At 73.3% G+C, this 23,018-nt stretch carries 17 protein-coding genes and 1 pseudogene; 3 read left to right on the top strand and 15 right to left on the bottom strand.

The window, feature by feature from the left end; all coding sequences use genetic code 11:
* Nucleotides 1-37 precede the first annotated feature (37 nt).
* From H7H31_RS33035 to H7H31_RS33055, 5 genes are all read right to left on the bottom strand, one after another.
* Entirely contained in the window at nucleotides 38-2,416 is a 2,379-nt protein-coding gene (locus tag H7H31_RS33035) for an ATP-binding protein (protein WP_187062522.1), read from the bottom strand.
* Nucleotides 2,417-2,813: 397 nt separating this feature from the next.
* Nucleotides 2,814-4,157, bottom strand: coding sequence for a protoporphyrinogen/coproporphyrinogen oxidase (locus H7H31_RS33040; RefSeq protein ID WP_187062523.1), 1,344 nt, complete (start codon nucleotides 4,155-4,157; stop codon nucleotides 2,814-2,816).
* An 80-nt stretch (nucleotides 4,158-4,237) separates the two neighbouring features.
* Nucleotides 4,238-5,845 carry a class I adenylate-forming enzyme family protein gene (locus tag H7H31_RS33045; protein WP_187062524.1) on the bottom strand — a complete coding sequence of 536 codons (1,608 nt, stop codon included), beginning with the start codon at nucleotides 5,843-5,845 and terminating at the stop codon, nucleotides 4,238-4,240.
* A gap of 10 nt (nucleotides 5,846-5,855) precedes the next feature.
* Nucleotides 5,856-6,845, bottom strand: coding sequence for a UbiA family prenyltransferase (locus H7H31_RS33050; protein WP_187062525.1), 990 nt, complete (start codon nucleotides 6,843-6,845; stop codon nucleotides 5,856-5,858).
* Nucleotides 6,846-6,862: 17 nt separating this feature from the next.
* Nucleotides 6,863-8,206: an FAD-dependent oxidoreductase gene (locus tag H7H31_RS33055; RefSeq protein ID WP_187062526.1), complete on the bottom strand. Its 1,344-nt coding sequence runs from the start codon at nucleotides 8,204-8,206 to the stop codon at nucleotides 6,863-6,865.
* A gap of 208 nt (nucleotides 8,207-8,414) precedes the next feature.
* Here H7H31_RS33055 and H7H31_RS33060 point away from each other — a divergent pair, with 208 nt between their 5' ends.
* Nucleotides 8,415-10,676, top strand: coding sequence for an MMPL family transporter (locus H7H31_RS33060; protein WP_187062527.1), 2,262 nt, complete (start codon nucleotides 8,415-8,417; stop codon nucleotides 10,674-10,676).
* 75 nt (nucleotides 10,677-10,751) lie between these two features.
* On the opposite strand, the gene H7H31_RS33065 is transcribed toward H7H31_RS33060, so the two are convergent.
* Entirely contained in the window at nucleotides 10,752-12,026 is a 1,275-nt protein-coding gene (locus tag H7H31_RS33065) for a S8 family peptidase (protein ID WP_187062528.1), read from the bottom strand.
* 540 nt (nucleotides 12,027-12,566) lie between these two features.
* On the opposite strand from H7H31_RS33065, the pseudogene H7H31_RS33070 reads away from it, so the two are divergent.
* A pseudogene (locus tag H7H31_RS33070) lies at nucleotides 12,567-12,839 on the top strand (methyltransferase); the annotation flags it as partial.
* A gap of 52 nt (nucleotides 12,840-12,891) precedes the next feature.
* On the opposite strand, the gene ligD reads toward H7H31_RS33070, so the two are convergent.
* The 7 genes from ligD to H7H31_RS33105 all read right to left on the bottom strand — a co-directional run bounded on the left by ligD (nucleotide 12,892) and on the right by H7H31_RS33105 (nucleotide 17,467).
* Nucleotides 12,892-13,908 (bottom strand): non-homologous end-joining DNA ligase, encoded by a 1,017-nt coding sequence (gene ligD / locus H7H31_RS33075; RefSeq protein WP_187062529.1) that lies wholly within the window; start codon nucleotides 13,906-13,908, stop codon nucleotides 12,892-12,894.
* Nucleotides 13,905-14,534 carry a DNA polymerase ligase N-terminal domain-containing protein gene (locus H7H31_RS33080; protein WP_187062530.1) on the bottom strand — a complete coding sequence of 210 codons (630 nt, stop codon included), beginning with the start codon at nucleotides 14,532-14,534 and terminating at the stop codon, nucleotides 13,905-13,907. The genes ligD and H7H31_RS33080 overlap by 4 nt, the downstream gene beginning before the upstream one ends.
* A 13-nt stretch (nucleotides 14,535-14,547) precedes the next feature.
* A complete protein-coding gene (locus tag H7H31_RS33085) occupies nucleotides 14,548-14,778 on the bottom strand; it encodes a DUF5133 domain-containing protein (protein ID WP_187062531.1) in 231 nt (76 codons plus the stop codon).
* Between the two features lie 333 nt (nucleotides 14,779-15,111).
* On the bottom strand, nucleotides 15,112-15,531 hold the full coding sequence (locus H7H31_RS33090; protein WP_187061997.1) for a CBS domain-containing protein: 420 nt from the start codon (nucleotides 15,529-15,531) through the stop codon (nucleotides 15,112-15,114).
* A 228-nt stretch (nucleotides 15,532-15,759) separates the two neighbouring features.
* Entirely contained in the window at nucleotides 15,760-16,848 is a 1,089-nt protein-coding gene (locus H7H31_RS33095) for an NAD-dependent epimerase/dehydratase family protein (RefSeq protein WP_187061998.1), read from the bottom strand.
* Nucleotides 16,849-16,930: 82 nt separating this feature from the next.
* Nucleotides 16,931-17,146 (bottom strand): hypothetical protein, encoded by a 216-nt coding sequence (locus H7H31_RS33100; protein WP_187061999.1) that lies wholly within the window; start codon nucleotides 17,144-17,146, stop codon nucleotides 16,931-16,933.
* Between the two features lie 72 nt (nucleotides 17,147-17,218).
* The gene (locus H7H31_RS33105) at nucleotides 17,219-17,467 is read right to left on the bottom strand and encodes a hypothetical protein (protein WP_187062000.1); all 249 of its coding nucleotides are present in this window, start codon (nucleotides 17,465-17,467) and stop codon (nucleotides 17,219-17,221) included.
* 225 nt (nucleotides 17,468-17,692) lie between these two features.
* On the opposite strand from H7H31_RS33105, the gene H7H31_RS33110 reads away from it, so the two are divergent.
* The gene (locus tag H7H31_RS33110) at nucleotides 17,693-18,877 is read left to right on the top strand and encodes a zinc-dependent alcohol dehydrogenase (RefSeq protein WP_187062001.1); all 1,185 of its coding nucleotides are present in this window, start codon (nucleotides 17,693-17,695) and stop codon (nucleotides 18,875-18,877) included.
* Between the two features lie 102 nt (nucleotides 18,878-18,979).
* On the opposite strand, the gene H7H31_RS33115 is transcribed toward H7H31_RS33110, so the two are convergent.
* Both H7H31_RS33115 and H7H31_RS33120 read right to left on the bottom strand, forming a co-directional pair.
* Entirely contained in the window at nucleotides 18,980-21,007 is a 2,028-nt protein-coding gene (locus H7H31_RS33115; protein WP_187062002.1) for an ATP-binding protein, read from the bottom strand.
* 814 nt (nucleotides 21,008-21,821) lie between these two features.
* Nucleotides 21,822-22,784, bottom strand: coding sequence for an SMI1/KNR4 family protein (locus H7H31_RS33120; RefSeq protein ID WP_187062003.1), 963 nt, complete (start codon nucleotides 22,782-22,784; stop codon nucleotides 21,822-21,824).
* Nucleotides 22,785-23,018: the final 234 nt, after the last annotated feature.

The following is a 23,018-nucleotide window of genomic DNA, read 5'->3' on the forward strand; positions in this document are numbered from 1 at the left end:
CCGGCGTCCCGCCCCGTGTCGGCGCGGCGCGGGTGCGTCAGACCACGCGCGGCAGCCCGCTCGCCGCGCCGAGATCACCGTCGGCCGTGGCGCGTGCGCTGAGCACCCGGTTGGCCACCTGGACCCGCGAGGTGCAGTCGAGCTTGCGCATCACCTTGCGCAGGATGTTCACGGCCGTCCACTCGGCGGTCCCAAGGCGCCGCGCCACCTCGCGGTTGGTGAGTCCCTCCGCGACCAGCGCCGCCACCTCCTGCTCGCGCCGGGTGAGGGTGTCCGCCGCGGGCGGGGCCTGGGGCGCGGAGGGCGGCGGGGCCAGCGGGGTCAGCGCCAGCGCCACCGCCTCGTGCGCGCTCAGCCGCGCGCCGGTCCGGCTGTGCTCGTCGAACGCGGCCTCGCCCAGGCGCTGTCCGGCCTGCGACAGCAGCCCCTGGCGGGCGGACTCCGGCAGCCGCACCGGCAACCCGCCGGCACCTTCCTCCAACACGCCCGCCGCGGCGAGGAGTTGGGCCGCCCGCTCCCAGGCGCCGGTGGCCCGACCGTGCCGGCGCACCAGCAGGTCGGCCGAGACGTGCAGCGCGCAGGCGAGGGCCGGCAGGTCACCGAGGTCGCGCAGGACCAGCAGCGCCTGCCGCGCCATCCGGTCGGCGCTCGCCGGCACCTCGCCCTCGGCCAGCATCCCGGCGAGCACCAGCTTGCCGAGCGCCGCCCGCCGCGCGTCGCCGATCTCCTCGAAGCGCAACACCGCGTCCTGCCCGTACTGCACCGCCTCGGGCGTGTCGCCCAGATCCCGACAGACCTCGGCCAGGCGCCCGGTCGCCGAGGCCACGCCGTGCGCGTCGGACAGCTCCCGGTATTCCGCCACCACGTCGCCCAGCAGGGCCCGGGCGCCGGTGAGGTCGCCCTGCGCGTGGGCGAGGCGCGCCAGCAGCTCCCGGACGGCGACCGCGCCGGCCCGGTCGCCGTCCGCCTGGTACTGGACCAGCGCCGCCCGCAGGTCCTCCCGCGCCTCCAGGTACCGTCCGCCCAGCAGGCGCGTCTCGCCGAGCGCCGCCCGCAGCGCGGCCCGCACGCGGCCGGTGGTCACCCCGGCGGCGCACGCCGCGCTCAGCCTGGCCGCGGCCTCCCGCACCTCGCCGCGGATCAGCCAGTACGGCAGCGTTGTCGCGGCCAACTCGCCCGCGCCGTCGCCGTCCCCCACGTGCACCAGGTGGCCCAGGGCCGCCAGCGTGTCGTGGTGCCCGAGCGCCAGCCTGGCCAGCGTCGCGGCCTGCCCAGGCCCGCTCAGTCGCGGCAGCGTGGCCCGGGCGCGGCGCAGCACGTGCGCGGCGTGCCGGTTCCTGATCGACTCCAGGGCGCCCTCGTCCGCGAGCTGTTCCACGGCGTACGCGCGCGAGGTGCGCAGCATCCGGAACCTGATGCTGCCGTCGGGCTGTTCCTGCGGCAGCAGCAGGCTGCGGTCGACGAACTCCTCAAGCGCCGACCGCGCCTCGTACACCGACAGGCCCAGCACCTCGGCGGCCTGCGCTCCGTCGAAGGAGGAGGCGAAGACCGCCAGTCGGCGCAGGAGCGCGCGGCGGTCCGGGTCGAGCACCGCCCAACTGTGCTCGACCGCCTCGTAGACGCTCAGGTGCCGCGACATGGTGTCGGCCGCGGTACCGCGCAGCGCGCCGCACGAGCGGTCGAGTTCCTCGAGGAGCGCGCGGGGCGAGGAGACCTTGAGGCGGGCCGCGGCGAGTTCGAGCGCCAGCGGCAGCCCGTCCAGCCGCACGCACAACTGGGCGACCGCGTCCCGGTTCTCCTCGGTCAGCTTGAAGCCGGGCCGTACGGCGCGGGTGCGCTGCACGAGCAGGCGCACCGAGGCCACCTCCGCGAGCGGGCCCGTGGCCCCGGCGGAGCCCGGTACGGCCAGCGGGTCGAGCTGGACGCGCCGCTCGCCGTAGACCCCGAGCACCTGGGTCGCGACGGTCAGCACGCACAGCCGGGGCGCGCGGCCGGCGAGGTCGGCCACCAACTCGGCCACCTCTCGGGTCGGCCGTGAGCCGCAGTCGAGTACGAGCAGGAAGTCGAGGTCGGTCAGGGTCGGGTCGCCGTCGGCGGCCGGGCCGTCACCGCACAGCGCGGCCCGCACCGCGCCGGCCAGGTCCTGGCGCTGGTCCTCCAGGTCCAGGTAGCACCCACCGTCCCGGAAGGCGCTGACCACGTCGTCGGCGAGCACCGTCGCCAGGCGGGTCTTTCCGACGCCGGCGGGGCCGGTGAGGGTGAGCACCTGGGTGTCCCGGGCCAGGATCTGCGCTCTCAGCCGGGCTACCTCGTCGTCTCGGCCCACCAGCGGTGACAGTGGTCGTCGGCTGGAACCGGTCGCGGCCGGTTCCAGGGTGAAGCCGTCCTGCTGCGCGTGAGTGCCTGCCTGCACCATGCGGCTCCTTCCGTTGGGGCCCGCGGGAACTTCCACGCTGGTCGGCCAACGGTTGCAGGCAGCGGCAAAAGCCCGGTCAAGGGTCGTGAAACGCGCAGGTAGAAGCGCCTTTTCGCGTCACGCCCGATTCGCTCGCGGTTCCTTTGGATCTCAGGTCAACCACGAGCGCCGGTCATCGAAAGCCGTGCTGCGCGCACCTTACTAGGACCCGGGGACCGGCTTACAACCGGGGGGTGCGTTACGGCGTTTGGCCAGCTCATGAGGCATGTCGGGGGCGCGTTGGGGGGCGCGGTGGCGCGCGGGTAGACCGAAGGCCCCGGCGTGCGCGGGCGCGCTGCCGGGGCCTTCCGCTCCGAGGTGGTGCCAGCGGCCCCCCGCGGGCCGCCTTGACCGATCGTTAGGCGGTGCGCGACAGCAACCGCTCGGCCGCCCACTCGCCCGACTGCACCGCCGCCTCACTGGAGGGCCGCTGGTACACCCAGTCACCCGCGTACTCCACCGCGCGCGCCTCGCGGCCGACGAAGGCGCTCTGCAACCGCAGCGCCCGTGGCGACGCCTCCGGCGACGCGTGCGGGAAGCGGTGCACGAACGCCTGCCGCAGCGCCGCGCCAAGGCCCGGCGCGTACCGCTCGGCCCGCGGCACCAGCGCCGCCAGCACCTCCGTGTCCGGCGCGTCGAGCAACTCCCGCGTCGCCCGCTGCGCGGTGAGGATGCTGACCAGGCCACGGCCCGCGGGAGCCCGGTTGGCGGCCTTGGCGTGCTCGAACGTCACCCCGCTCACATAACCGTCCTCCACCTCCGGCACCAGGACGGCGTAGACCGCGGGCGTGCCGCGTCGCTGCGGAGGCATCAGCGGGCGGTCCACCAGACAGGTGATGCGCATCATCGGCGTGTACGAGGCCGCCTGGAGGAAGGGCGTCTCGTCCGCGGGGGCGCCCGGCCGCAGCTTGTCCGCCAGCGGAGCGGGCACCGCGAGGACGACCTCGCGCGCCGTCACCGTCTGCCCGTCGGCGAAGACGAGGGTGACCCCGGCGTCGGTGTCCTTCACCTCGGTGACGGCCCGCCCGGTGCGCACGTCCAGGCGCTCGGCCACCGCGCGGGCCAGCGAGTCCATGCCGTCCCGGTAGGTGCGCCAGCCCAGCAGGCCGCGCGTGGAGAGCATGGTCGACACCAGCGGGCCCGCGCACGAGCGGTGCGGGTCCCAGGCCCAGGCGGTGGCCACCGCCGGCTGCAACACGTAGTCGTACAGCTCACGGTTGCGGCCCGCGGCCAGGCTGGCCACCGTCCGGGTGGCCAGCGGGCTCTGCCCCGGGTGCCGGGTGTCGAAGCCGCCGGCCGAGCCGGCGATCTCGCCCACCAGCGAGCTGAGCGCCATCCGGCCGCCGAGCGAGAGCCCGGAGCCGCTGAGCGCCCCGAACCAGTGGCCGGTGCCCGCGTGGGCGCGCCCGTTCCGCCAGACGCCGGCCAGGCTGGTGACCTTGCGGACCCCGCCGTTCCGGTCGAGCCCGACCGACCTGATGAGCCGCCAGGTCGCGTCGTAACCGGCCGCGGCGAGCGTCTCGGTGCCCTCCTCGACGATCCAGCCGTCCACCCGGCGGGCCTTCATCCGCCCGCCGACCGCCTCCTGCGACTCGAAGACGACCGGCCGGCGGCCCGCCTCCCGCAGCCGGTAGGCCGCGGTGAGGCCGGAGATCCCCGCACCCACGACGGCGATGTCCACATCGGCCAGGTCCTGCGCCATGCCGTTCCCTTCCCTTTCCTCGTCCACCCCGCGCGGCGCGTCCCGCGCCCGCGCGTCCTGCCCGTACGCCGCGCGCTCGGCTACGTCCAGCGCCCGGTGCCGTACGCGCTCGCCTCACCCAACAGGCGCTCCCGCAGCTCCATCCGGCGGACCTTGCCGGTGCTGGTGCGCGGGAACTCGTCCCACTCCAGGAGGCGCGGGTCGGCCATCCGGGGCAGGTCGGCGGTGGCCCGCTGCCAGGCCGCCTGGTCCCAGGAGCCGTCCCGGGTGCACACCACCGGCAGCGGCAGCTCGCCCGGCACCCCGATCACCGCGGCCTCGGTCAGCCGCGGCAGCCGGTCGGCCAACACGTCCTCCAGCTCGATGCAGCTCATCCCGGGGATCACGTCCACCTCGCGGTCGAGCAGCCGGAAGGCGCCGGTCCTGCTGCGCACCGCCCAGTCGCCGGTGTTCCACCACTTGCCCTCGGCCTTGAGCTGCCAGCGGTCCTCCTCGCCGAGGTAGCCGACGCAGCGGCCGTGGGTGCGCGAGAGCACCACGCCGGGCGTGCCGTCGGGCACCGGCCGCAGCGTCTGCGGGTCCACCACCTTCATCCCGGTGAAGCCGGGGATCGGGCGGCCGACGTCGCGGATGGTGGGGTGCCGGTCACCCTGGGCCTCCAGGTCGCGCCGGGCCAGCAGCCGGAAGGTCATCGGGCCGGTCTCGGACTGCCCCCAGCCCTGCAACCAGGTCGGGAAGCGCCGCTGGCTGGCCCGCAGGAACGTGCGCACCGTCGGCGGGTGCATCGCGTCGAAGGTGCTGACGTAGACCCGTACGTCCGTGAACACGTGGTGCGGCTTCTCCGTCAGCGGCTCCCAGCCCACGTAGGTGGCGGGCAGCGCCTCCAGGTAGTTGGGCCGGTGCCGGCGGAACATCCGCTCGGCGGTGGCCGGTTCGCCGTCGGTGAGGATCAGCGCGTGCTTCGGCTCCAGCCGCAGCGTCCCCGCGCTCCAGGTGATCATCCGCATGTGGTTGTACGCGATGGCCGTGGCCACCGTGTCCCGGTGCTTCATGCCGACGATGGGCCACGGCAGCGACTCGGTGCGGCTGAGGTGCCCCATGATCGTGTCCGCCGAGTGCACCACCAGCTTCGGCACGCCGGTGGTGCCCGAGGTGTGGGTGGCCACCATCGGCTCGTACGAGGCGGCCCGCACTGTGCCCGGCACCCGCGCCCCGCGGAACTCGTCCACGTGCGTCGCGCCGTCGGCCGGGCCGTCGATGGTCACCACGCGCGGGGCGAACGCGGTCACGTCCACGCCGGCCGCGGCGGCCGAGCGCACGATCTCACCCGTGGTCACCAACACCCGGGCGTCGGCGCGCTTGAGCACCGTCTGGAGCGTGTCCGGCGGCAGCGAGCCGGCCACCAACACGGGCAGCGCGCCCACCCGCGCCGCGGCGGCGGCCAGCAGCAGGTAGTCCCAGTGGTTGTCCTTGGCGATCGCCACCCGGGAGCCGGGCCGCGCCCCCGCCTCGTACAGCCACGCCGACGCCTCCGCCACCAGGTCGGCGAGTTGCTGCACCGTGTACTCCGCCCCCCGCTCGGGGGCGATGTCGAAGGGTCGGCTCAGGTGGAAACGGGTGCGCCGACCCCGTTCCGCGTGGCTCTCGAACAGCGAACCCAGGCCCGAGGGCCTGCTCTTGCCACTCATGACTCTCCCGTCAGTGAATGAGGTTGACCAGGATCAGGCAGGCGACCCCGGTACGGAACGCCACGACGCCGCGCCGGCGCGCCAGCAGCGCGTCGCCGTTCCGGACGAAGGACACGTACTGCCGCACCCGCAGGGCGGTCAGCGGCAGCATGGCCAGCACGAACCACCACGGGGCCCAGCCCACCGCCGCGGCGGTCCCGGCCAGCAGCACGTCGGCGGCGCTCAGCAGCCCGATGAAGCGGCGGTTGCCCCGCTCGGAGGCGCGCACGGCCACGGTGCTGCGCCCGACCGCCGCGTCGCCCTCGATGTCCTTGGTGTTGGAGTACGCGGAGACCAGGATCTGCCACAGGCCGAACAGCACGCCCTCGACGAGCAGCAGCGCGGGCAGGTCGCCGGCGACGAACCCGTACGGCGCGATGACGATGACCATCGGGCAGCCGGCGATGAGGAGTTCGCCGAGCCCGCGGTAGCTGAGCTTGAGGCCCCAGGAGTACTGCCAGCTCGAGACGAGCACCAGGCCGGTGACGACCAGCGCCCACACCGGCTGGTGTTCGGCGGCGGCGGCCGAGGTGGACCAGAACAGCGCGCCCCAGGCCAACGAGAGGTAGCCGAACCACTGGGCCTGCCGCAGGCGCAGGGCGCCGGTCAGCAGCGGCTTGCGCTGGAGCGGGCGCAGCTCGGTGCCGTCCTCGCTGAGGTAGTTCGCCGCGTCGCTGCCGTCCTGGTACCCGTTGACGTCGTCGAAGGCCATGACGGCCGAGACCACGCCGATCTCACCGAGCAGGAACAGGCCGAGCGTGAGCAGGTCGTTCCCGGCCAGCCCGGAGCCCGCGGCCAGCGCCGAGACGACCACGAGGACGCTGAGGTAGTAGTCGAGGACGAACTCGAACTTGGCCAGGCGGGCGAAGGCCGACAGACGTGAGGCGAACCCCCGGGCCGGCGAACCGGGGCCGGACGCACCCTGGGCGCGCCGGGCCCCGGCGGCGGTGATCGCGTTCATGGACGGCCCGCCGAGCCTCAGCCGACCGTGAGCAGCTTGTCGGCTGCCCGGATGCCGGAGAGCATGGCGGCCTCGGAGATCGGCGAGGTGAAGTAGTCGCCGGCGAAGACCACCGGGGCGTGCTGGAGCCGGATGACCCGGGCCGACTTGCGGTAGCGGCCGGGCTCGGGCACCGGCATGGCCCACGGCCGCTCGGCGATCTCGAACGGCTCGGCGTCCGCGGGGAAGTCCGGCCACAGCGAGGTGACCAGCCGCGTGGTCTCGGCGAACTGCTCCTCGGTGGAGAGCTTGAGCAGCCTGCGGGTGGCGGCCCGGCCCGGGTAGACGAACGCGAGGTGCTTGTCGACCGGGCGCCCGTTCGCGTCCCGCACCTGACGCGGGAAGGTGATGATCGTCTTGACCGGCGGGTCCTCGGCCCCGGCGGCGACGATGTGCGCCTCGGACGGCATGCTGGAGAAGTCCACCAGGTACGACACCGACAGCGCGGGCTCGTACTTCTGGGTGGCCAGGAAGTCCCGGGTGTCCTCGCCGACGATCTGACGCGGCAGGGCGGCCGTCAGCTTCGCGGCGACCGGCGCCGGGGTGGCCATCACGACGTCGTCGAAGACCTCCTCGCTGAGCTTCCCGTCGGCGTCCCGGGCGGTGACGCGCACCTCGCCGTCGCTGACCTGGAGGTCGGTGACCTCGTTCTCCAGGCGGATCTCCGCGCCCTCCGCGTTCTTCTCGGCGATGATCTCCATGCCGCCCTTGAACACGTAGAACTTGGCGCCGGCGATCTGCGCCTGCATGGCCCGGACGTGAGCGGCCGAGATGTCCTCGCAGCGCCACAGCCAGAACGACTCGATCTCCGGCCGCAGCAGGTTGTCGAAGCCGCGCTGGGACATGCTCTTGCGCGCGTATTCCGCGGCATTGGTGCCATCGTCGTACTTGGCGAGCTTGAGCGGGTCGAAAAGGTCGAGTTCCTTGCGCTTGAGCGTTTCCCTGAGGGTGGCGGTAAGGAATCCGATGCGGTCCCCGAGTTTTACGTGGGGGAAGGTGAAGAGACTCTTCATCGAGTCCGACAGGAGCTCGGCCGGCTTTCCGTTGTCCACCACGATCACGTTGTTCGACATTTCCGTGAGCTGGTCCTCGAGACCGTACTCGCGGATGCGCTCGAACATGATCTTGTAGAAGCTCGTGAACCACAGGTTGACGCCGACATCGGGCTCGATCTCCGGACGGTGCCAGGACCGCGCGCGCCCACCGAGACCGGCGGTGGTCTCGTAGATGACGACCTCCCGCCCGTTCTTCAACAGCTCCTTAGCAGCGGCGCAGCCAGCCATACCGCCGCCGACGACGGCAGTCCTCTTGCGTCGAGCCATGCGTGTCGCACCTCCACAGAACAGGGTTGCTTCCGAGCTCTCGGAAAACGTAAATCCGTACGAGGGGGCGATAAATAGCAGGGGTGGGACAAGAGTTGGTAAGCAGACTCTTGCCATGACCGAGAAACGGCCGCGCGCGGCGGCCGGGGAGTAGCCTGTCTCTCCACGTACGCCAGCCGACCGCGCCCCGAATGAAGGGTTACGTCAGATGTTCGCCTCTCTGGCCCGCTTCACGTCCGGTCGCAGCAGACTGGTGCTGTATCTCAGCGGAGTTCTGTTCGTCATCGCGGGAGCGCTGGGTGGTGGGGTCATCTCGAAGTTGTCGGCGGGTGGCTTCATCGACAGCTCCACGGAATCGGCCAAGACCGCCGAGATCATGGACGAACGCTTCCACGCGGGCGCCCCCAACCTCACGCTCCTGATCACCGACGAGCGGGGCGTGGACGACCCGAAGGTGGCCGCGGCGGGCCGTGCCATCACCGCGCGGCTCGACGGGGAGAAGGACGTCGAGCACGCCGTTTCCTACTGGTCGCTGGGCAATGCCGAGTCACTGCGCGGCAAGGGCGGGGACCGCGCCCTGGTGCTGGCCCGCGTCAACGGCGACGAGGACCAGATCCAGGACCGGTTCGACAAGCTGGAGTCGCGCTACGAGGGGAAGATCGCCGGCGTCGACGTCACCATCGGCGGCAGCGCGCTGGCGAACAAGGAGATCGTCGAGACCACCGAGAAGGACCTGCTCAAGATCGAGATGGTCACCTTCCCGATCCTGTTCGTGGTCATGCTCTTCGTCTTCCGCAGCGTGGTCGCCGCGCTGGTGCCGCTCCTGGTCAGCGGACTGACCATCGTCTCGGTGCTGCTGACGCTGCGTGTCCTGACACTGTTCACCGAGGTGTCGGTGCTGGCCACCAACGTCGCCACCGGGCTCGGGCTCGGGTTGGCCATCGACTACAGCCTCATCCTGATCAAGCGCTACCGCGAGGAGCTGGCGGGCGGCGCCGACCCCGACGGGGCGATCGCCACCGCCCTGCGCACCGCCGGGCGCACCGTCGTCTTCTCCGCGGTCACCGTCGCCCTGGCCCTGGCCGCGCTGCTGGTCTTCCCCTTCTACTTCCTGCGCTCGTTCGCCTACGCGGGAATCCCCACCGCGCTGCTGGCCGCCGTCGTCTCGGTGACGTTCCTGCCGGCCCTGCTCAAGGCGCTCGGCCCGCGCATCGAGAAGGGCCGGGTGGGCCGCCGGAAGCTCCCGGTGGAGGAGGCGGCGGCGCGCGGCGAGGACGTCGAGGGCTTCTGGCACCGGCTCGCCCTCACCGTGATGCGCTTCCCGGTGCCGATCGCCACGGCCGTCATCGCCCTGCTGCTCTTCCTCGGGGCGCCGTTCCTGGACCTCAAGATGAGCCTGGCCGACGAGCGGGTGCTGCCGGCCAGCACCCAGTCGCGCGAGGTCGGCGAGACCATCCGGGCCGACTTCCGGGCCCAGGAGACGCAGGCGCTCAACGTCGTGCTCAGCGACACGCCCGCCAAGGGTGAGCGCGACATCGCCGACTACGCCAGGACCCTGTCCGGTCTGACCAACGTGGCCCGGGTCGACACGGAGGCCGGCACGTTCGCGGGCGGCCGACAGGTGGCCCCGCCGACCCCGGCCGCCGACCGGTTCGGCGTCGCCGACAGCACGTACCTGTCGGTGGTGCCCAAGAGCCAGTCGCTGTCCGAGAAGGGTCGCCAGCTCGTGCAGGACATCCGGGCCGTCGACGCCCCGTACGACGTGCGGGTGGGCGGCCCGGCGGCGGAGCTGCACGACTCGATCACCTCGATGAACGACCGGCTGCCGCTGTCGCTCGTGGTCATCGCGGTCAGCTCGTTCATCGTGCTGTTCCTGTTCACCGGCAGCATCGTGCTGCCGCTCAAGGCACTGGTGCTCAACTGCCTGAGCCTGAGCGCCACCCTCGGCGTACTGGTCTGGGGCTTCCAGAACGGCCACCTGGAGGGCATCGTCGGCGACTTCGTCGTCACCGACTCCATCACCTGGACGGTGCCGGTGCTGTTGTTCTGCATCGCCTTCGGCCTGTCCATGGACTACGAGGTCTTCCTGCTCTCCCGGATCAAGGAGGAGTACCAGCTCACCGGCGACAACACCAAGGCCGTCGCGCGCGGTCTGGAGCGCACCGGCTCGACCGTCACCGCCGCCGCGCTGCTGATCGCCATCGTCTTCCTGGGGTTCGTGATCTCCGGGATCGTCTACCTCAAGGCGATCGGCGTGGGGCTCGCCATCGCGGTCCTGATGGACGCCACGCTGGTACGTGGCGCCCTGGTGCCCGCGTTCATGCGGCTCGCCGGCCGCGCCAACTGGTGGGCACCGGGCCCGCTGCGGGCGCTGCACGACAAGATCGGCCTCAGTGAGGGCGAGCCCGCCCCGGGCGCACCGCGCGCCGCGTCGCGGGACCGGAGCCGGGAGTCGGTGGGCCGGGACTGAGACGCCCGAGGGGCGGGCGGGCCCGGTGCGTCCGGGCCCGCCCGCCCCTCGCGTGCCATGCCGACGCCGGCGGGCTCAGCGCCCGGTCGGGCCCGCGTACAGCAGCCGGTTGGGCGAGCCCTTGCCGATGTTCTTGAGCACGCCCCGCGTGGCCGTGGAGGTGATGAGCTTCTTCGCCTCGGCCATGGTCAGGTCCGGGTTGTCGCGCTTGGCGACGGCGAGGGTGCCGGCCGCCAGCGGGGCGGCGAACGAGGTGCCGTTCCAGCCCTTGAGCACCTCGGTGTCGCTGCCCTCGCCCGCGCCGGAGACGCCGGCGCCCGGGGCGAAGGCGGTCACGCAGGAGCCGTAGCTGGAGGGGTTGGCGTCGGTGTTGCGGGCGTCCGTCTTGTTGGTGGCGCCCATGGTGATGGCGCGCGGGTCCTTGGGCGAGTTCTGGCAGTCACCCTTGCCGAAGTTGCCCGCGATGAACACCACGAGCAACCCCTTGTCGACCATCGCCTTGGCCGCGTCGTCCATGGCCCGGTCGGCGATGCCGTCGCTGCTCTGGATGCTCATGTTGACGACCGACGACGCGGGCGCGTTCTTGGTCGTCCAGTTCATGCCGTCGAGGATCTCCTCGGTGGTCGCGCTGTTGTCGCAGCCCAGGATGCGCACGGCGCGTATCTTGGCCTTCTTCGCCACCCCGTAGGTCCGGCCCGCGATGTGACTGGCCACGAAGGTGCCGTGGCCGGCGCAGTCCTTGGTGCCGTTGCCGTCCTTGATGGCCGAGTAGACGCCCGACGCCCGCCCCTCGAACTCCTTGTGGCTGGCCCGTATGCCCGAGTCCAGCACGTACACCGGCACCCCGGACGCGTCGCCGGTGGGGGAGTACCTCGTGTTCAGCGGCAGCTTCCGCTGGTCGATGCGGTCCAGGTGCCAGGGCGCGCGCTGCTGGGTGGCCCGGGGCGCGGGGCGGCTCGCGGTCGGGGCCGCCTCCTGCCGGTGGACGCGTACGGGTTGTACGTAGGCGACCGCCGGGTCGCGTCGCACCTTGTCGAGTGCGGCGTCGGACAGGTCGGCGGAGAAGCCGTGCAGCGTCTCGGTGTAGGAGCGGCGGACCGTGCCGCCGGCCTCCCGCGCGGTGGTCACCGGGCCGGCCAGCGCCCTGTGGGCCGAGGCCGTGGCGCCGCTCCGCGCCGGCTTCTTGAGGACGACGATGTAACGGCCGTCGACGGCGTCGGCCCCTGCGGCCTGGAGCGGCGCCAGTGGCTCGGACGGGCCCGTGGCGGCGCTGGCCGACCAGGTGAGGACGGTGCCGCCCGTCGCGATCAGCGCGAGGGCCAGGGAAGCGGCCAGGGTTGATCTCGCCATGGGGTTTCTCCTGTGAGGGTGGTGGTCCGCGGTGGCACGTCCGCGGAGTCGGGCGATCGGTGTCGGGGACAGGTGGGCTGGTGGAGCGGGCAGCGCGCCGCGATGGGCGCGGCGGCACTGACCGGGCTGATGGTGTCGAACTCATGGCCTAAGAACAAGGAAGGTTGGGCAATTTGTTCGATCTTCGCCCGGGGCGTACGTACCGCGCGTGGCACGGCGCACCCCGCGCCGGCGGGGTCTCGCGGTCGCTGGCCATGGTCCGGCCCCCGACGTGCGCCGACGGCTCGACGTGCGCCGACGGCTCGGTGGCGGGGTGACGAGCGCGCGGCGGGTGCTGTCGGGCGGGTGTCGCGGGGGTGCGCGCGACGGCCGCGCGCCGCGTCGTACGACCACAACGCGGTTGCGGTACGGGGGTGTTGCCGGAAATGACACGCGGAACTTAGGCCCTGCGGGCCCTCGCCGCCATCGGCCTCGCCCAGGAGGAGGACACCGACACGTTCGCGCTCACCACGGCGGGGCGGCTGTCGCGCTCGGAGCGGCGAGAGGTGCGCGAGCATCCTCCGGCGCTGTCGGGAAGCGCTGCCCGACCACGGCCGGGTGCTCATCGTGGAGCCCGTACTGCCGCCGCTGGTGGACCCACGGATCGCCGGCCTGTACCTGAGCGATCTGAACATGCTGGTCAACATGGGCGACAGGGAACGCACCCGGGAGGACTTCGCGGCTCTGTGCGCCAGCGCCGGGCTCGCCGTGACCTCGGTGGCCGCGCTGCCGGCCCCCAACGCGTTCTCGCTGATCGAGGCGGCCCCGGCGTAGCCCCGGCCGAGCGCCACCGCGCCAGCTCACGCCGGGCGGGTGGCCACACCCGCTACCGGCGCGGGGGCTCCTCGCGGACCACCTGGCGCGGGTCCTTGTCCTCGCGCAGCCCGAGGAAGCGCGGGTGGCGCAGCATGCCGTCCCGGGTCCACTCGGTGAAGGCCACCTCGGCCACCAGCTCGGGGCGCACCCAGTGCGCCCGACGCTCGCGCACCGCGTCGGTGAACGGCGACGTGCCGCTGGCCAGCTCCCCCAGCCGCGCGCTGAGCCTCCGCAGCACGGCCTCGGTGTAACCCGTGCCGACCTTGCCCGCGTACCGCAGCCGGCCGTGCGCGTGGTAGCCGAGCAACAAGGCGCCGAACCCGGTCCTGCTGCCCGACGGCTCGGTGAAGCCGCCGATGACGAACTCCTGCCCGCGCGAGCACTTCAGCTTCAGCCAGTCGGGTGATCTGCGCGGTACGTAGCCGCCCTGCGCCCGCTTGGCGATCAGCCCCTCCCAGCCCCAGGCACACGCCTGGTCGAGCAGGTCCTGACCGCCCTCGTTGCGGTGCGGGTTCAGTCGCAGCGGCTCCCCGAACGTCAGGGCCCGGCGCAGCAGCGACTTGCGGACCCGCAACGGCAACCGCGTGGTCCGGAACCCGTCCAGCGCCAGCAGGTCGAACAGGTAGTACGTGACGGCGACGCCGGTGGCCCGGGCCCGGCGCGGATCGGTGAGCCCCATGCGCTGCTGGAGCCGGGCGAAGTCGGTGCGCCCGCGCCAGAGGGCGACCACCTCGCCGTCCACGGTGAAGTCCGCGCACGGCTGCGCCGTCAGCGCCTCGACCAGTTCCGGATACGTGCCGCCCAGGTCCTGCCCGCTGCGCGAGAACAGCCGCGCCTCACCGCCCGACTCGCGCACCGCCAGCGCCCGCACCCCGTCGAGCTTGCGCTCGAACACCCACCCGTCGCCGAACGTCCGCAGATCGCTGAGCTGGGCGAGCATCGGTCGCGCCGCCAGCTCACGGCCCGGCGGCGCGACCGACAACAACTCCCGCTGCGCGGCGGGCAGCCCGGCCAGCAGTTCGCTCATCTTCGCGCGCTCCCACCCGCCGGCCGCCCCTCAGCCACCTGGCGAAGGGTGCGCCCGGTGCGCACCGAGCGGGCGCGGGCCGGGTCCGGCGTTCCGCGCTGCCGGGCGGAGCCCGCCCGGCCCTCCTTGACCAGCGGCCAGGACTCCCGCTCGCCGTCGCCACCGCGGAAGCGGGTGAGCGCGAAGCCGCCGCGCAGCTTGCCCCCGTCGAGGTGGAACGAGACGTGTCCGGCCGCCAGCGCGTCGGCGAACGGCACCGGTCGGTTCCGCTTGTCGTGGGTGAGCGGACGGTAGGTGCCCTCGTCCCAGACGATCACGGTGCCCGCCCCGTACTCGCCCTCCGCGATGACGCCCTCGAAGTCGCGGTACTCCAGCGGATGGTCCTCCGTGGACATGGCGAGCCGCTTGTCCTCCGGGTGGGTGGACGGGCCCTTCGACACGGACCACGACCTGAGCACACCGTCCACCTCCAGGCGGAAGTCGAAGTGCGGGGTGCTCGCGTCGTGGATCTGGACGACGAAGCACGGGGCGGTGGTCCCGGACGGGCCCGCGTCGCCGCGCGGCTCGGTGGTCCGGTCGAAGTGGCGCTTGCGCCGGTAGGTCTCCAGCGGGTGGCCGCGGCTCATGGCGTCCCGGACCTCACGCGGACAGCGCGGGCCCGTTCCCCTCGGCCGTGGCCCAGGCCAGTTGCCGACGCGCCGCGCTCAGGGCCGCCTCTATCTCGCGTGTCCCGGTCGTCACGCACAACGTGTAGACCACGTCCTCCATGCGACGGCGCTCGTGCCCGTCGTGGGCGGCGGCGCACCGCGCGCGCAGCGCCTCGTACCGGTCGATGAGCTCGCGCAGCACCGAGGGGTGAGCCATCAGCATCCTGGATCTCCTTGTCGCCGTACGCGCCGCCCGCGGGTCGGGGCATACCCCGGCGGCGACTCCTGACCATGGTGCCGGTGGGCGGGCTGCCCCGCACGGCGAGCGCGTCCCGGCCCGGGGGGCGGGACGCGCTGGGGTCATCGGGGCGAAGGGGTCGGCAGCGGGAATCGGTTGTCCGGGGCGCGCGGTGCGCGGCCCGGGGATGGTGGGTGTGAGAGGCCGGGGGAGTGGGGAGGGCTCGGGCGCGGGGCGCCACCCCGCGCCCGAGCGGGAACGGCGAGGGCTGGCGCCCGCGCCCACCACTCGCGGACGCCCGCCCTCGCCTCGATGGCCTCAGCGGTCGCTGGAGAGCGCGTCTATCAGTTCGCCGGCCTTGGAGTCGGGCAGTGCCCTCGCCGCGTCGGCCAGCGCGACGATGCCCACCAGGTCGTGCCCGTCGATGACCGGCAGCCGGCGCACCTTGTGGTGCTTCATCGTGGCGAGCACCTCCTCGACGCTGTCGTCGGCGCCGATGGTCACCGCCTCACCCTGGGCCAACTCGCCCGTCTTCGTGCTCTCCGGGTCCTTGCCCGCGCCGAGCACCTTGACCACGATGTCGCGGTCCGTGAGCATGCCCTTGAGTTTGTTGTCCGTACCACAGATGGGCAGTGCCCCCACGCCCAGCGTGGTCAGCTTCTGGGCACCTGCCAGGACGCTCTCGTCGGCGCCCACACACGTCGCGTCGGGGGTCATGATGTCGCGAGCCGTAGCCACAGTTCACCACCATCTCGCTCTGTCGAGCGCGTCGGGATCAGGAACGACGTCCGGGTGCCCGAGCGGATGGGGAACAAACAGCGATTCTCCAACGAGTGGGCCGCCCCGGGTGCCACGGCACGCGTCCGGCCCGAGGCGCCCTCCCGCCGGCGACGCCCGACTCGGTACGGACTGCTCCCGGTCGAGCCCCCACCGGTGCCGTCCCGCGCTCCCCGCCATCGCCCAGCGCTACGGTCGCTCGCCCACGCCCGTCGCCAACTCCCCGAACCTGCCGCCCGCGACGCTGCCGGCGAGCGGCGGGGTCGGGGCGCCGACGGGGTCCCGGAGCCCACGCAGCAACTCCCCCAACGCCTGCACGGAGCTGTACCGGGGGACCCAGTCGAGTTCGGCCGCGGCCCGGCCGGTGTCCATGACGGGCACCCGCAGCACCGTACGGAGCAGGCCCGGCGTGGCCGGCACGAGGTGGAGTCGCCACAGCGCGGACACGGCGGCCGTCGCCACCGCGGCGGGCACCCGCACCACGCGGGCGCCCAGCACCTTCCCCAACAGATGGGCGTCGACCACCGGGTCCGCCGCGATGTTGAACGCGCCGCGCACCGGACGCAGCACCGCCTGCGCGAACGCCGCCGCCGCGTCATCGGTGTGCAGCACCTGGAAGCGCAGCCCGGGCAGGTTCGGCACCACGGGCACGACACCGGGGCGCACCAACCTCCCCGGCACGAAGGGGCCCGCGAACAACCTGCGTTGTTCGGGCGCGGCCGATCGCTGGAAGACGAACCCCGGCCGCATCCGCACCACCCGCAGGTCGGGGTGGTCCCGCTCGAAGGAGTCCAGCGCCCGCTCCACGTACGCCTTCTCCCGCGGGTAGGCCGCCTCCGGCCAGCCGTGTGTGGGCCACTCCTCGGACACGGCCCGGTCCTTGGGACCGGGCGAGTAGGCGCCGACCGACGAGGAGTAGACCAGGGCCGGGACCCGAGCGGTGGCCGCGGCCTCGAAGACGCGCAGGCTGCCGAGCACGTTGGTGCGCCAGGTGGTCACCGGGTCATGGGTCGGCTGGAACAGCCAGGCCAGGTGCACCACCGCGGCGGCGCCCCGAAAGTGCTCGGCCAACTCGTCGGGCCGCCCCGCGCCGACGTCGTAGCTGAGCCAACGCGTCTTCGGCGGCGTCCAGTCGGGGACCCGGCGCGCCAGGCCCAGGATCGAGCCGATCCGTGGGTCGGCGCCCAGCGCGCGGATCAGACCGGTGCCGATGTTGCCGGTGGCCCCGACGACCACGACGTCCAGGGGACGCTCGTCGGGTGGGTTGGGCTTGGCCATGGCGCGGTTCCTTCCGGGGTCCACGGGCGGGATGCCCCGGGTTGCCCGCGCGGCGCGCGATAAACGTACTGCTCGGACGGTGTCAGTCGGCGGAGTGCGCCGCGTCGCCGTCCTCGGAGTGGTGTTCCCGGCCCGCGGGGTCGTTGGCCTGCCGCTGGGCGTGCGGGCTGGGCGTCAGGGTGTCCCCGGCCGTGCTGTCGCGCCGGGCGTTCCGCTCGTCCGTCACGTCCGTCTCCGCGTCCTCGACCGCGTGCGCCACTTCCCGCGCCGCCGACTCGGTTCGTTCACTCTCACGCACCGTTGATCCCTCCTCCCGGGGCGCGCCAGGCGCGCCCCCCGTGTCCGGTCGTACGCCGCTGGCCACCCGAGGTCACCCCGGGTGCTCGGGCACGTCGGGCTCGTCCTCCGGGCGCTCGCCGACCCGATCGTCCTCGGAGCGCGGCGGCCGTCCCGAGGCGTCGGTGTTCGCCTCCGGCACCTCGACCCTGGGCGGCAGGTCGGGCGTCAGTTGCGTCTCGTCCGCTTCCTTGGGATCTACCTGCTCCGGCCGGGTGGCCGCGCCGGTCTCCTCCGGCTCCGTCTGTCGCTGCTCTGCTTGAGGCTGCTCTGTGGGGCACATGGGACCCGGGTACCCCATGATCCCGGCCCGACTCTTCGCGAACGGCCCCAACCGCGCGTACGGCGAACACCCACCGCTGGCCGTACGCCCAGCGGGCGAGCGAGCAGGCCACGAGTCCGTGCCGGCGCGGACCGAGGTTTGCCGGCCGGCCACCCGGGTTACCCGGCGTGACCTAGGCAGCAGTGCCGCCCCGGAGTTCGCCACGCCCACCGCTTTGGAGTGATCATGAGGGCCCTGACCTGGCACGGTAAGCGCGATGTGCGGGTGGACACCGTCCCCGACCCGCACATCACCGAGCCGACCGACATCATCGTCCGCGTCACCTCGAGCGGCATCTGCGGGTCCGACCTCCACCTCTACGAGGTCCTCGGCCCCTACCTGGAGCCCGGCGACATCCTCGGCCACGAGCCCATGGGCATCGTCGAGGAAGTGGGCTCCGAGGTCACCGCGGTGGCGCCGGGCGACCGGGTGGTCATCCCGTTCAACGTCTCGTGCGGCACCTGCTGGATGTGCGGCCAGGGCCTGCACTCGCAGTGCGAGACCACCCAGGTGCGTGAGCGCGGCATGGGGGCGTCGCTGTTCGGCTACACCAAGCTGTACGGGCAGGTGCCGGGCGGCCAGGCGGAGTTGCTGCGCGTGCCGTTCGGCAACACGCTGCCCGTCAAGGTGCCGCACGGCCCGCCGGACGACCGGTTCGTCTACCTGTCCGATGTCCTGCCCACCGCGTGGCAGGCGGTGGCGTACGCGGGCATCCCCCCGGGTGGCAGCGTCACCGTGCTGGGCCTCGGCCCGATCGGTGACATGGCCGCCCGCGTCGCGCTGCACCGGGGCGCGAGCCAGGTGATCGGCGTCGACCTGGTCCCCGAACGCCTGGCCAGGGCCCGCGCGCGCGGCGTGCACACCCTCGACCTGAACGCGTACGGCAAGGACCTGGGGGACGAGGTGCGCCGACTGACGGATGGGCGGGGCACGGACGCGGTCATCGACGCCGTGGGCATGGAGGCGCACGGAGCCGCCCCCATCAAGGCCGCCCAGCAACTCGTGGGAAAGCTGCCCAGCAAGATCGGCCAACGGGTCATGGGCCGCGCCGGCATGGACAGCATGGCGGCCTTCAACCTGGCCGTCGACGTCGTACGCCGCGGCGGCACCATCTCCCTCAGCGGCGTCTACGGCGGGGCCATGGACCCGGTACCGATGATGACCCTCTTCGACAAGCAGATCCAGCTCCGCATGGGGCAGGCCAACGTCAGGCGCTGGGTCCCGGACATCCTGCCGCTCCTCGACGAGACCGACGTGCTCGGCGTGGACGACTTCGCCACCCACCGGCTGCCCCTGGAACAGGCACCGGACGCCTACCGCACGTTCCAGGCCAAGGAAGACGGCATGATCAAGACGCTGCTGACCATCTGAGCGCGCGGCCCCGCCGGTCCGAACCCCCGCGCGGCCCGCGCGGGGGTTCGGACCGGCCCGCGCGGTGACATCGCGCCCCGACCCGGCGACCCCGCCCCCGCGTCAGCGCTCCGGCGCGAGCGTGATGGCCAGGGCGGCCTGCGGGTCCGCGCTGGCGCCCCGCTCGAAGGCGGCCTCGTACGCCACGTCCCCGGCGGCGGCCCGCGCCGCGCGCTCGAACCTCTCGCGCACCGCGCGCACCTCCAGCGTGCCCTGCTCGGCATCGCCCACGGTGCGCCAGTACGCCTGGCCCACCCCGTACACCAACGCGGCCTGCTCACCGTCGCCCTGCGCCGCGATCGCGGCGGCCAGCAGGTCGAGCCCCAGCGCGATGCCGAAGCTGTCGCCCATCTGCTCCTTGCCCGACAGCATCGCCCGCGCGTGCTCCGCCGCCTCCCGGGGACGGTTGGACAGCAGGGCTATCAGGGCGAGCTGGTGCTCCACGTACGCCCGCGTCCAGTACTCGCCGATCTCCGCGCAACCCGCGCGCAACCGCAGTGCCTCCGTCCTGGCCTCGGGCAACCTGCCGACCGCGGTGAGCGCGAAGACGTGCGCCAGGTGACAGCGGAGCCGGGAGGCCGAGTCGAAGGGCTGGCCCGGGATGCTGGCCAGCGCGTGACCGGTCAGCACCCGCGCGGTGAGCGGTTCGCCGCGCAGCAGCGAGCTGAGCCCCGCGAGGTAGGCAGCCGCCAACCGCGCCTCGTCGTCGCGGCTGTCCCGGGCGGCGATCGCGCACCGGTCGCTGATGTCGCGGGCGGCGGTGAACTCGCCCTGGAGCGTGAGCGTCACGCCCAGCGCCCACAGCCCCCGGGTGCGTTCCTGGCTCGGCGTCTGGCACAGCGCCAGGGCGCGCTCCAGGTAGTCGCGCGCCTGGCGCAGACGCCCGCAGCAGCTCCAGAAGTAGCCCACCAGTCCCGCCAGTTCGAGCGCCAGGATCGGCCGGGTGACCAGCAGGTGGTCCAGGGCGGCGCACAACTCGGTGTGGGCGTGCGAGATCCGGCCGTACCAGCTCACCTGGTCGATGCTCAGCCACCCGGCCTCGGCCTGACGCGCGAGCCCGAGGAAGTACTCCGCGTGCCGGTCGGCCAGTACGGTGTCCTCGCCGGCCGCCCGCAACCACTCGGCGCCGTACTCGCGCAGCGTGTCCAGCATCCGGTAGCCGTCGCCGTCCCGGCTCAGCACCGACTTGACGAGCAGCCCGCCGAGCGCGCCCCGCACCGCGTCGGCCGGCAGTTGGGCGTCCGCGCACACCGCGTGCACCCACGCCGCGTCGAACCGGTCACGGAAGACGGAGAGCCGCGCCCACAGCAGCCGCTCCGCCGGCGTGCACAGCCCGTGGCTCCAGCCGATGGCGGTCCGCAGCGTCTGGTGCCGCTGCGGCCACACGCGCTCGCTGTGTTCCAGCACGTCCAACCGGGAGACCAGCCGATCGTGGAGGTCGGCCACCGAACGCCGGGTCACCTGCGCGGCGGCCAGCTCCAGTGACAGCGGGATGCCCTCCAGGCGTTGGCACAGGGCCCGGGCCGCCGCGCGCTCCTCCACCGCCTCGAACGAGCACCCGGGCGCCGCCACCTTGGCCCGTTGCGTGAACAACGCCAACGCGTCCGGGCCGTCCGGAGCCAACGGGGGGACGGCGATGACCCGTTCGCGCGGCAGCTCCAGCGGCTGCCTGCTGGTGATGAGCAGGGTCAGCCCGGGGGCGGTCATCAACAGGTCGCCCACCAGGTGCCGACACGGCTCGACCAGGTGCTCACACGAGTCGAGCACCAGCAGGAGCCGCCTGTCGCCCAACCACTCGCACAGGTCCTCCACCGGTATGCCGGGCGTGTGGTCCAACAGGTCCACCGCGTCGGAGACCGTGGCGAGCAGGAGCCGGTCGCCGTCCAGCGGCGACAGGTCGGCCCACCACACCCCGTCGGGGTAGCGCGGCGCGGCGTGCGCGGCAGCGCGCAGCGCCAGTCTCGTCTTGCCCACGCCGCCGGCGCCGGTCAGCGTCACCAACCGCTCGCTGCCGAGCGCCGCCGCCAGCCGGGCCAGTTCGGCCTTGCGTCCTACGAAGCTGGACGTCTCTTCGGGAATGTGCCCCACCACGCGCACATTCTGACCCACGCCGTGCCCCGGACGGCAACCGCGCCAACGCTCCTGACGGAGCACGGCGCACACCCGGTGGCGTGCGCGGCAGGCGGTGTACCCCATGGCGCGGGGCCGGCCAGCAACCCCTCCGGGAGAACCGAAGAACGACCCGTTTGCCGCACAACCGCCCTCCTGGGCGGGTGGCGATTCGGACACCAAGCCGAATGCGCACACCGGATCACGAGCGCGCCACGGTCCCCGCGCCGACGCGCGCCCGAAAAGCCGAGCACACGCTCGCCGGCACCGAACCGGAACGCCGCGCGGGGCCGCCATATCCCGCCTGACCGCGAGGAACGCCCCGCCGCCCGACTCGCGTCGAGCGGCTGCGACCCGCAAGCGGAACCCCCGAGCGGGGCCGATCTCCCGCCCCGCGTGTCGCGTTCCGACCCGCGGCCACGCGCCGCCCCGGTCACCTGACGTACGAGCGGCAGGGGCGGGCCAGGCCCCTCGGCCGGGACGCCGGGGAACTCCTCCGGGCGGCGAGGGAACGCCCCGCCCGAGCCGCTTCGGCGTGCGCCCCGATGCGCCGTACGGGGCGCCGGCAGGCGTGATGAGAACGCCGCCGGCGTACGGGAGCGTACGGGCGGCGCACACGCGGGCCACACGCCCGATTCGCGCCTGCGCGCCGCCCGCACGAGCCGCGCATCCGTACGCTCCGTACCGCCGTGCGCCCGCGCGTGCCCGTGCGGGTGGGGGAGTTGGGGGCAGGAGAGGTGGGCGCGTAGCGCGTGGTCGCGCCGGGAAAGCCTCGCGCGGTCAGCCGGTCAGCCGGTCAGCCGGTGAGGGGGCGCCACCGGTCGCCCTCTTCCGGGCCGAGCCCGCTGCCCCACACCAGTGCCCCGTCGACCAGGCCGGGTATGTCCCGCACGGCCAGGGCCGGGGCTTCGAGCATGTCGGCGGCGTCTTCCAGGTAGGTGACCAGCGTGTCGAGTTCCTCGTCGGGGCCCTCGCGGTAGCGGGACCAGCGGCCCAGGTAGCCCGTGGTGGTGTCCAGGTACAGGCCCGAGGTGCGGTCCGTCGCGCCGTGGGAGATGACGGGAACCCAGGCCGACCGCCAACCGACGAACCGGTCCTCGGCGGGGCGTTGGGCGTTGAGGGTCTCCTCCCACGCCTGGGCGTCCATCCGGGACCGGTGGAAGTCGGCCACCTCCTCCAGGGGCATGAGGGCCTGGTTGCCGGGCAGGCACCCGGCGCCGTTGACCCCGTCGTCACCCGCCGTCAGCGCCCACAGGGTGCGCAGCTCGACGGGGAGTTGGAGCCCCAGGTCGGCTTCGAGGGTGGCGACAGCGGCAGGGGAGGCGCCGGCACGCAGTGCCTCCAGGGAGCGTGGGGCGTTGAGCTGGAGCCAGTGGGTGACGCGGTGCCAGGCGTCGGCGATCTGCCGCACCACGAGCGCGACGTCGGTGGGGTTGGCCGCTCGGGCCCGCTCCTGGGGTCGGTCCGCGTCGTGGACGGACTCGGTGGGCGCGGTGGGCGTGGTGGGTGGGATCGGGTTCACGTAGCGGATCTGGACGCGGTCCGGCTCGCGCAGGTAGCCGACGGACAGGGCGGGGCAGTCCTCGAACAGGTCACCGTCGACCGTCACGGTGAGGATGCCGGGCAGGCTCGAAGGGTGACCCATGTCCGGCGTCTCGGCCAACTGTCCGGCCAGGACCCGCAGGGCGTAGGGAACGCCGGCCCCGAGGTGGGGGGCCGTGTCATGGATGTGCGGGGGAACCTCGACGCTGACGTTCATGGGCCTGGTGCTCCTTGCCGGTCGGAAGCGGGGCGGCGGGCTCACACAGTAGGACGCACCCGCACCACCGGTCGGGGCGGCCCGGCCGGCCAACCCGCCGCGCCCCGCGCCGTGTTCACCCCGCGCTCCGGGCGTTAGGGTCGCGGGCATGGAGTGCTTTGCCGCCTGGCGTACCCGCCGCTGAGATCCCGGCTTCGCCCGCTGTTCCCGCACTCGGGGCGGGCCGGGCGATGT

Origin of the sequence: Streptomyces buecherae (genome assembly GCF_014295035.1) — a bacterium.
Classification (GTDB): domain Bacteria; phylum Actinomycetota; class Actinomycetes; order Streptomycetales; family Streptomycetaceae; genus Streptomyces; species Streptomyces youssoufiensis.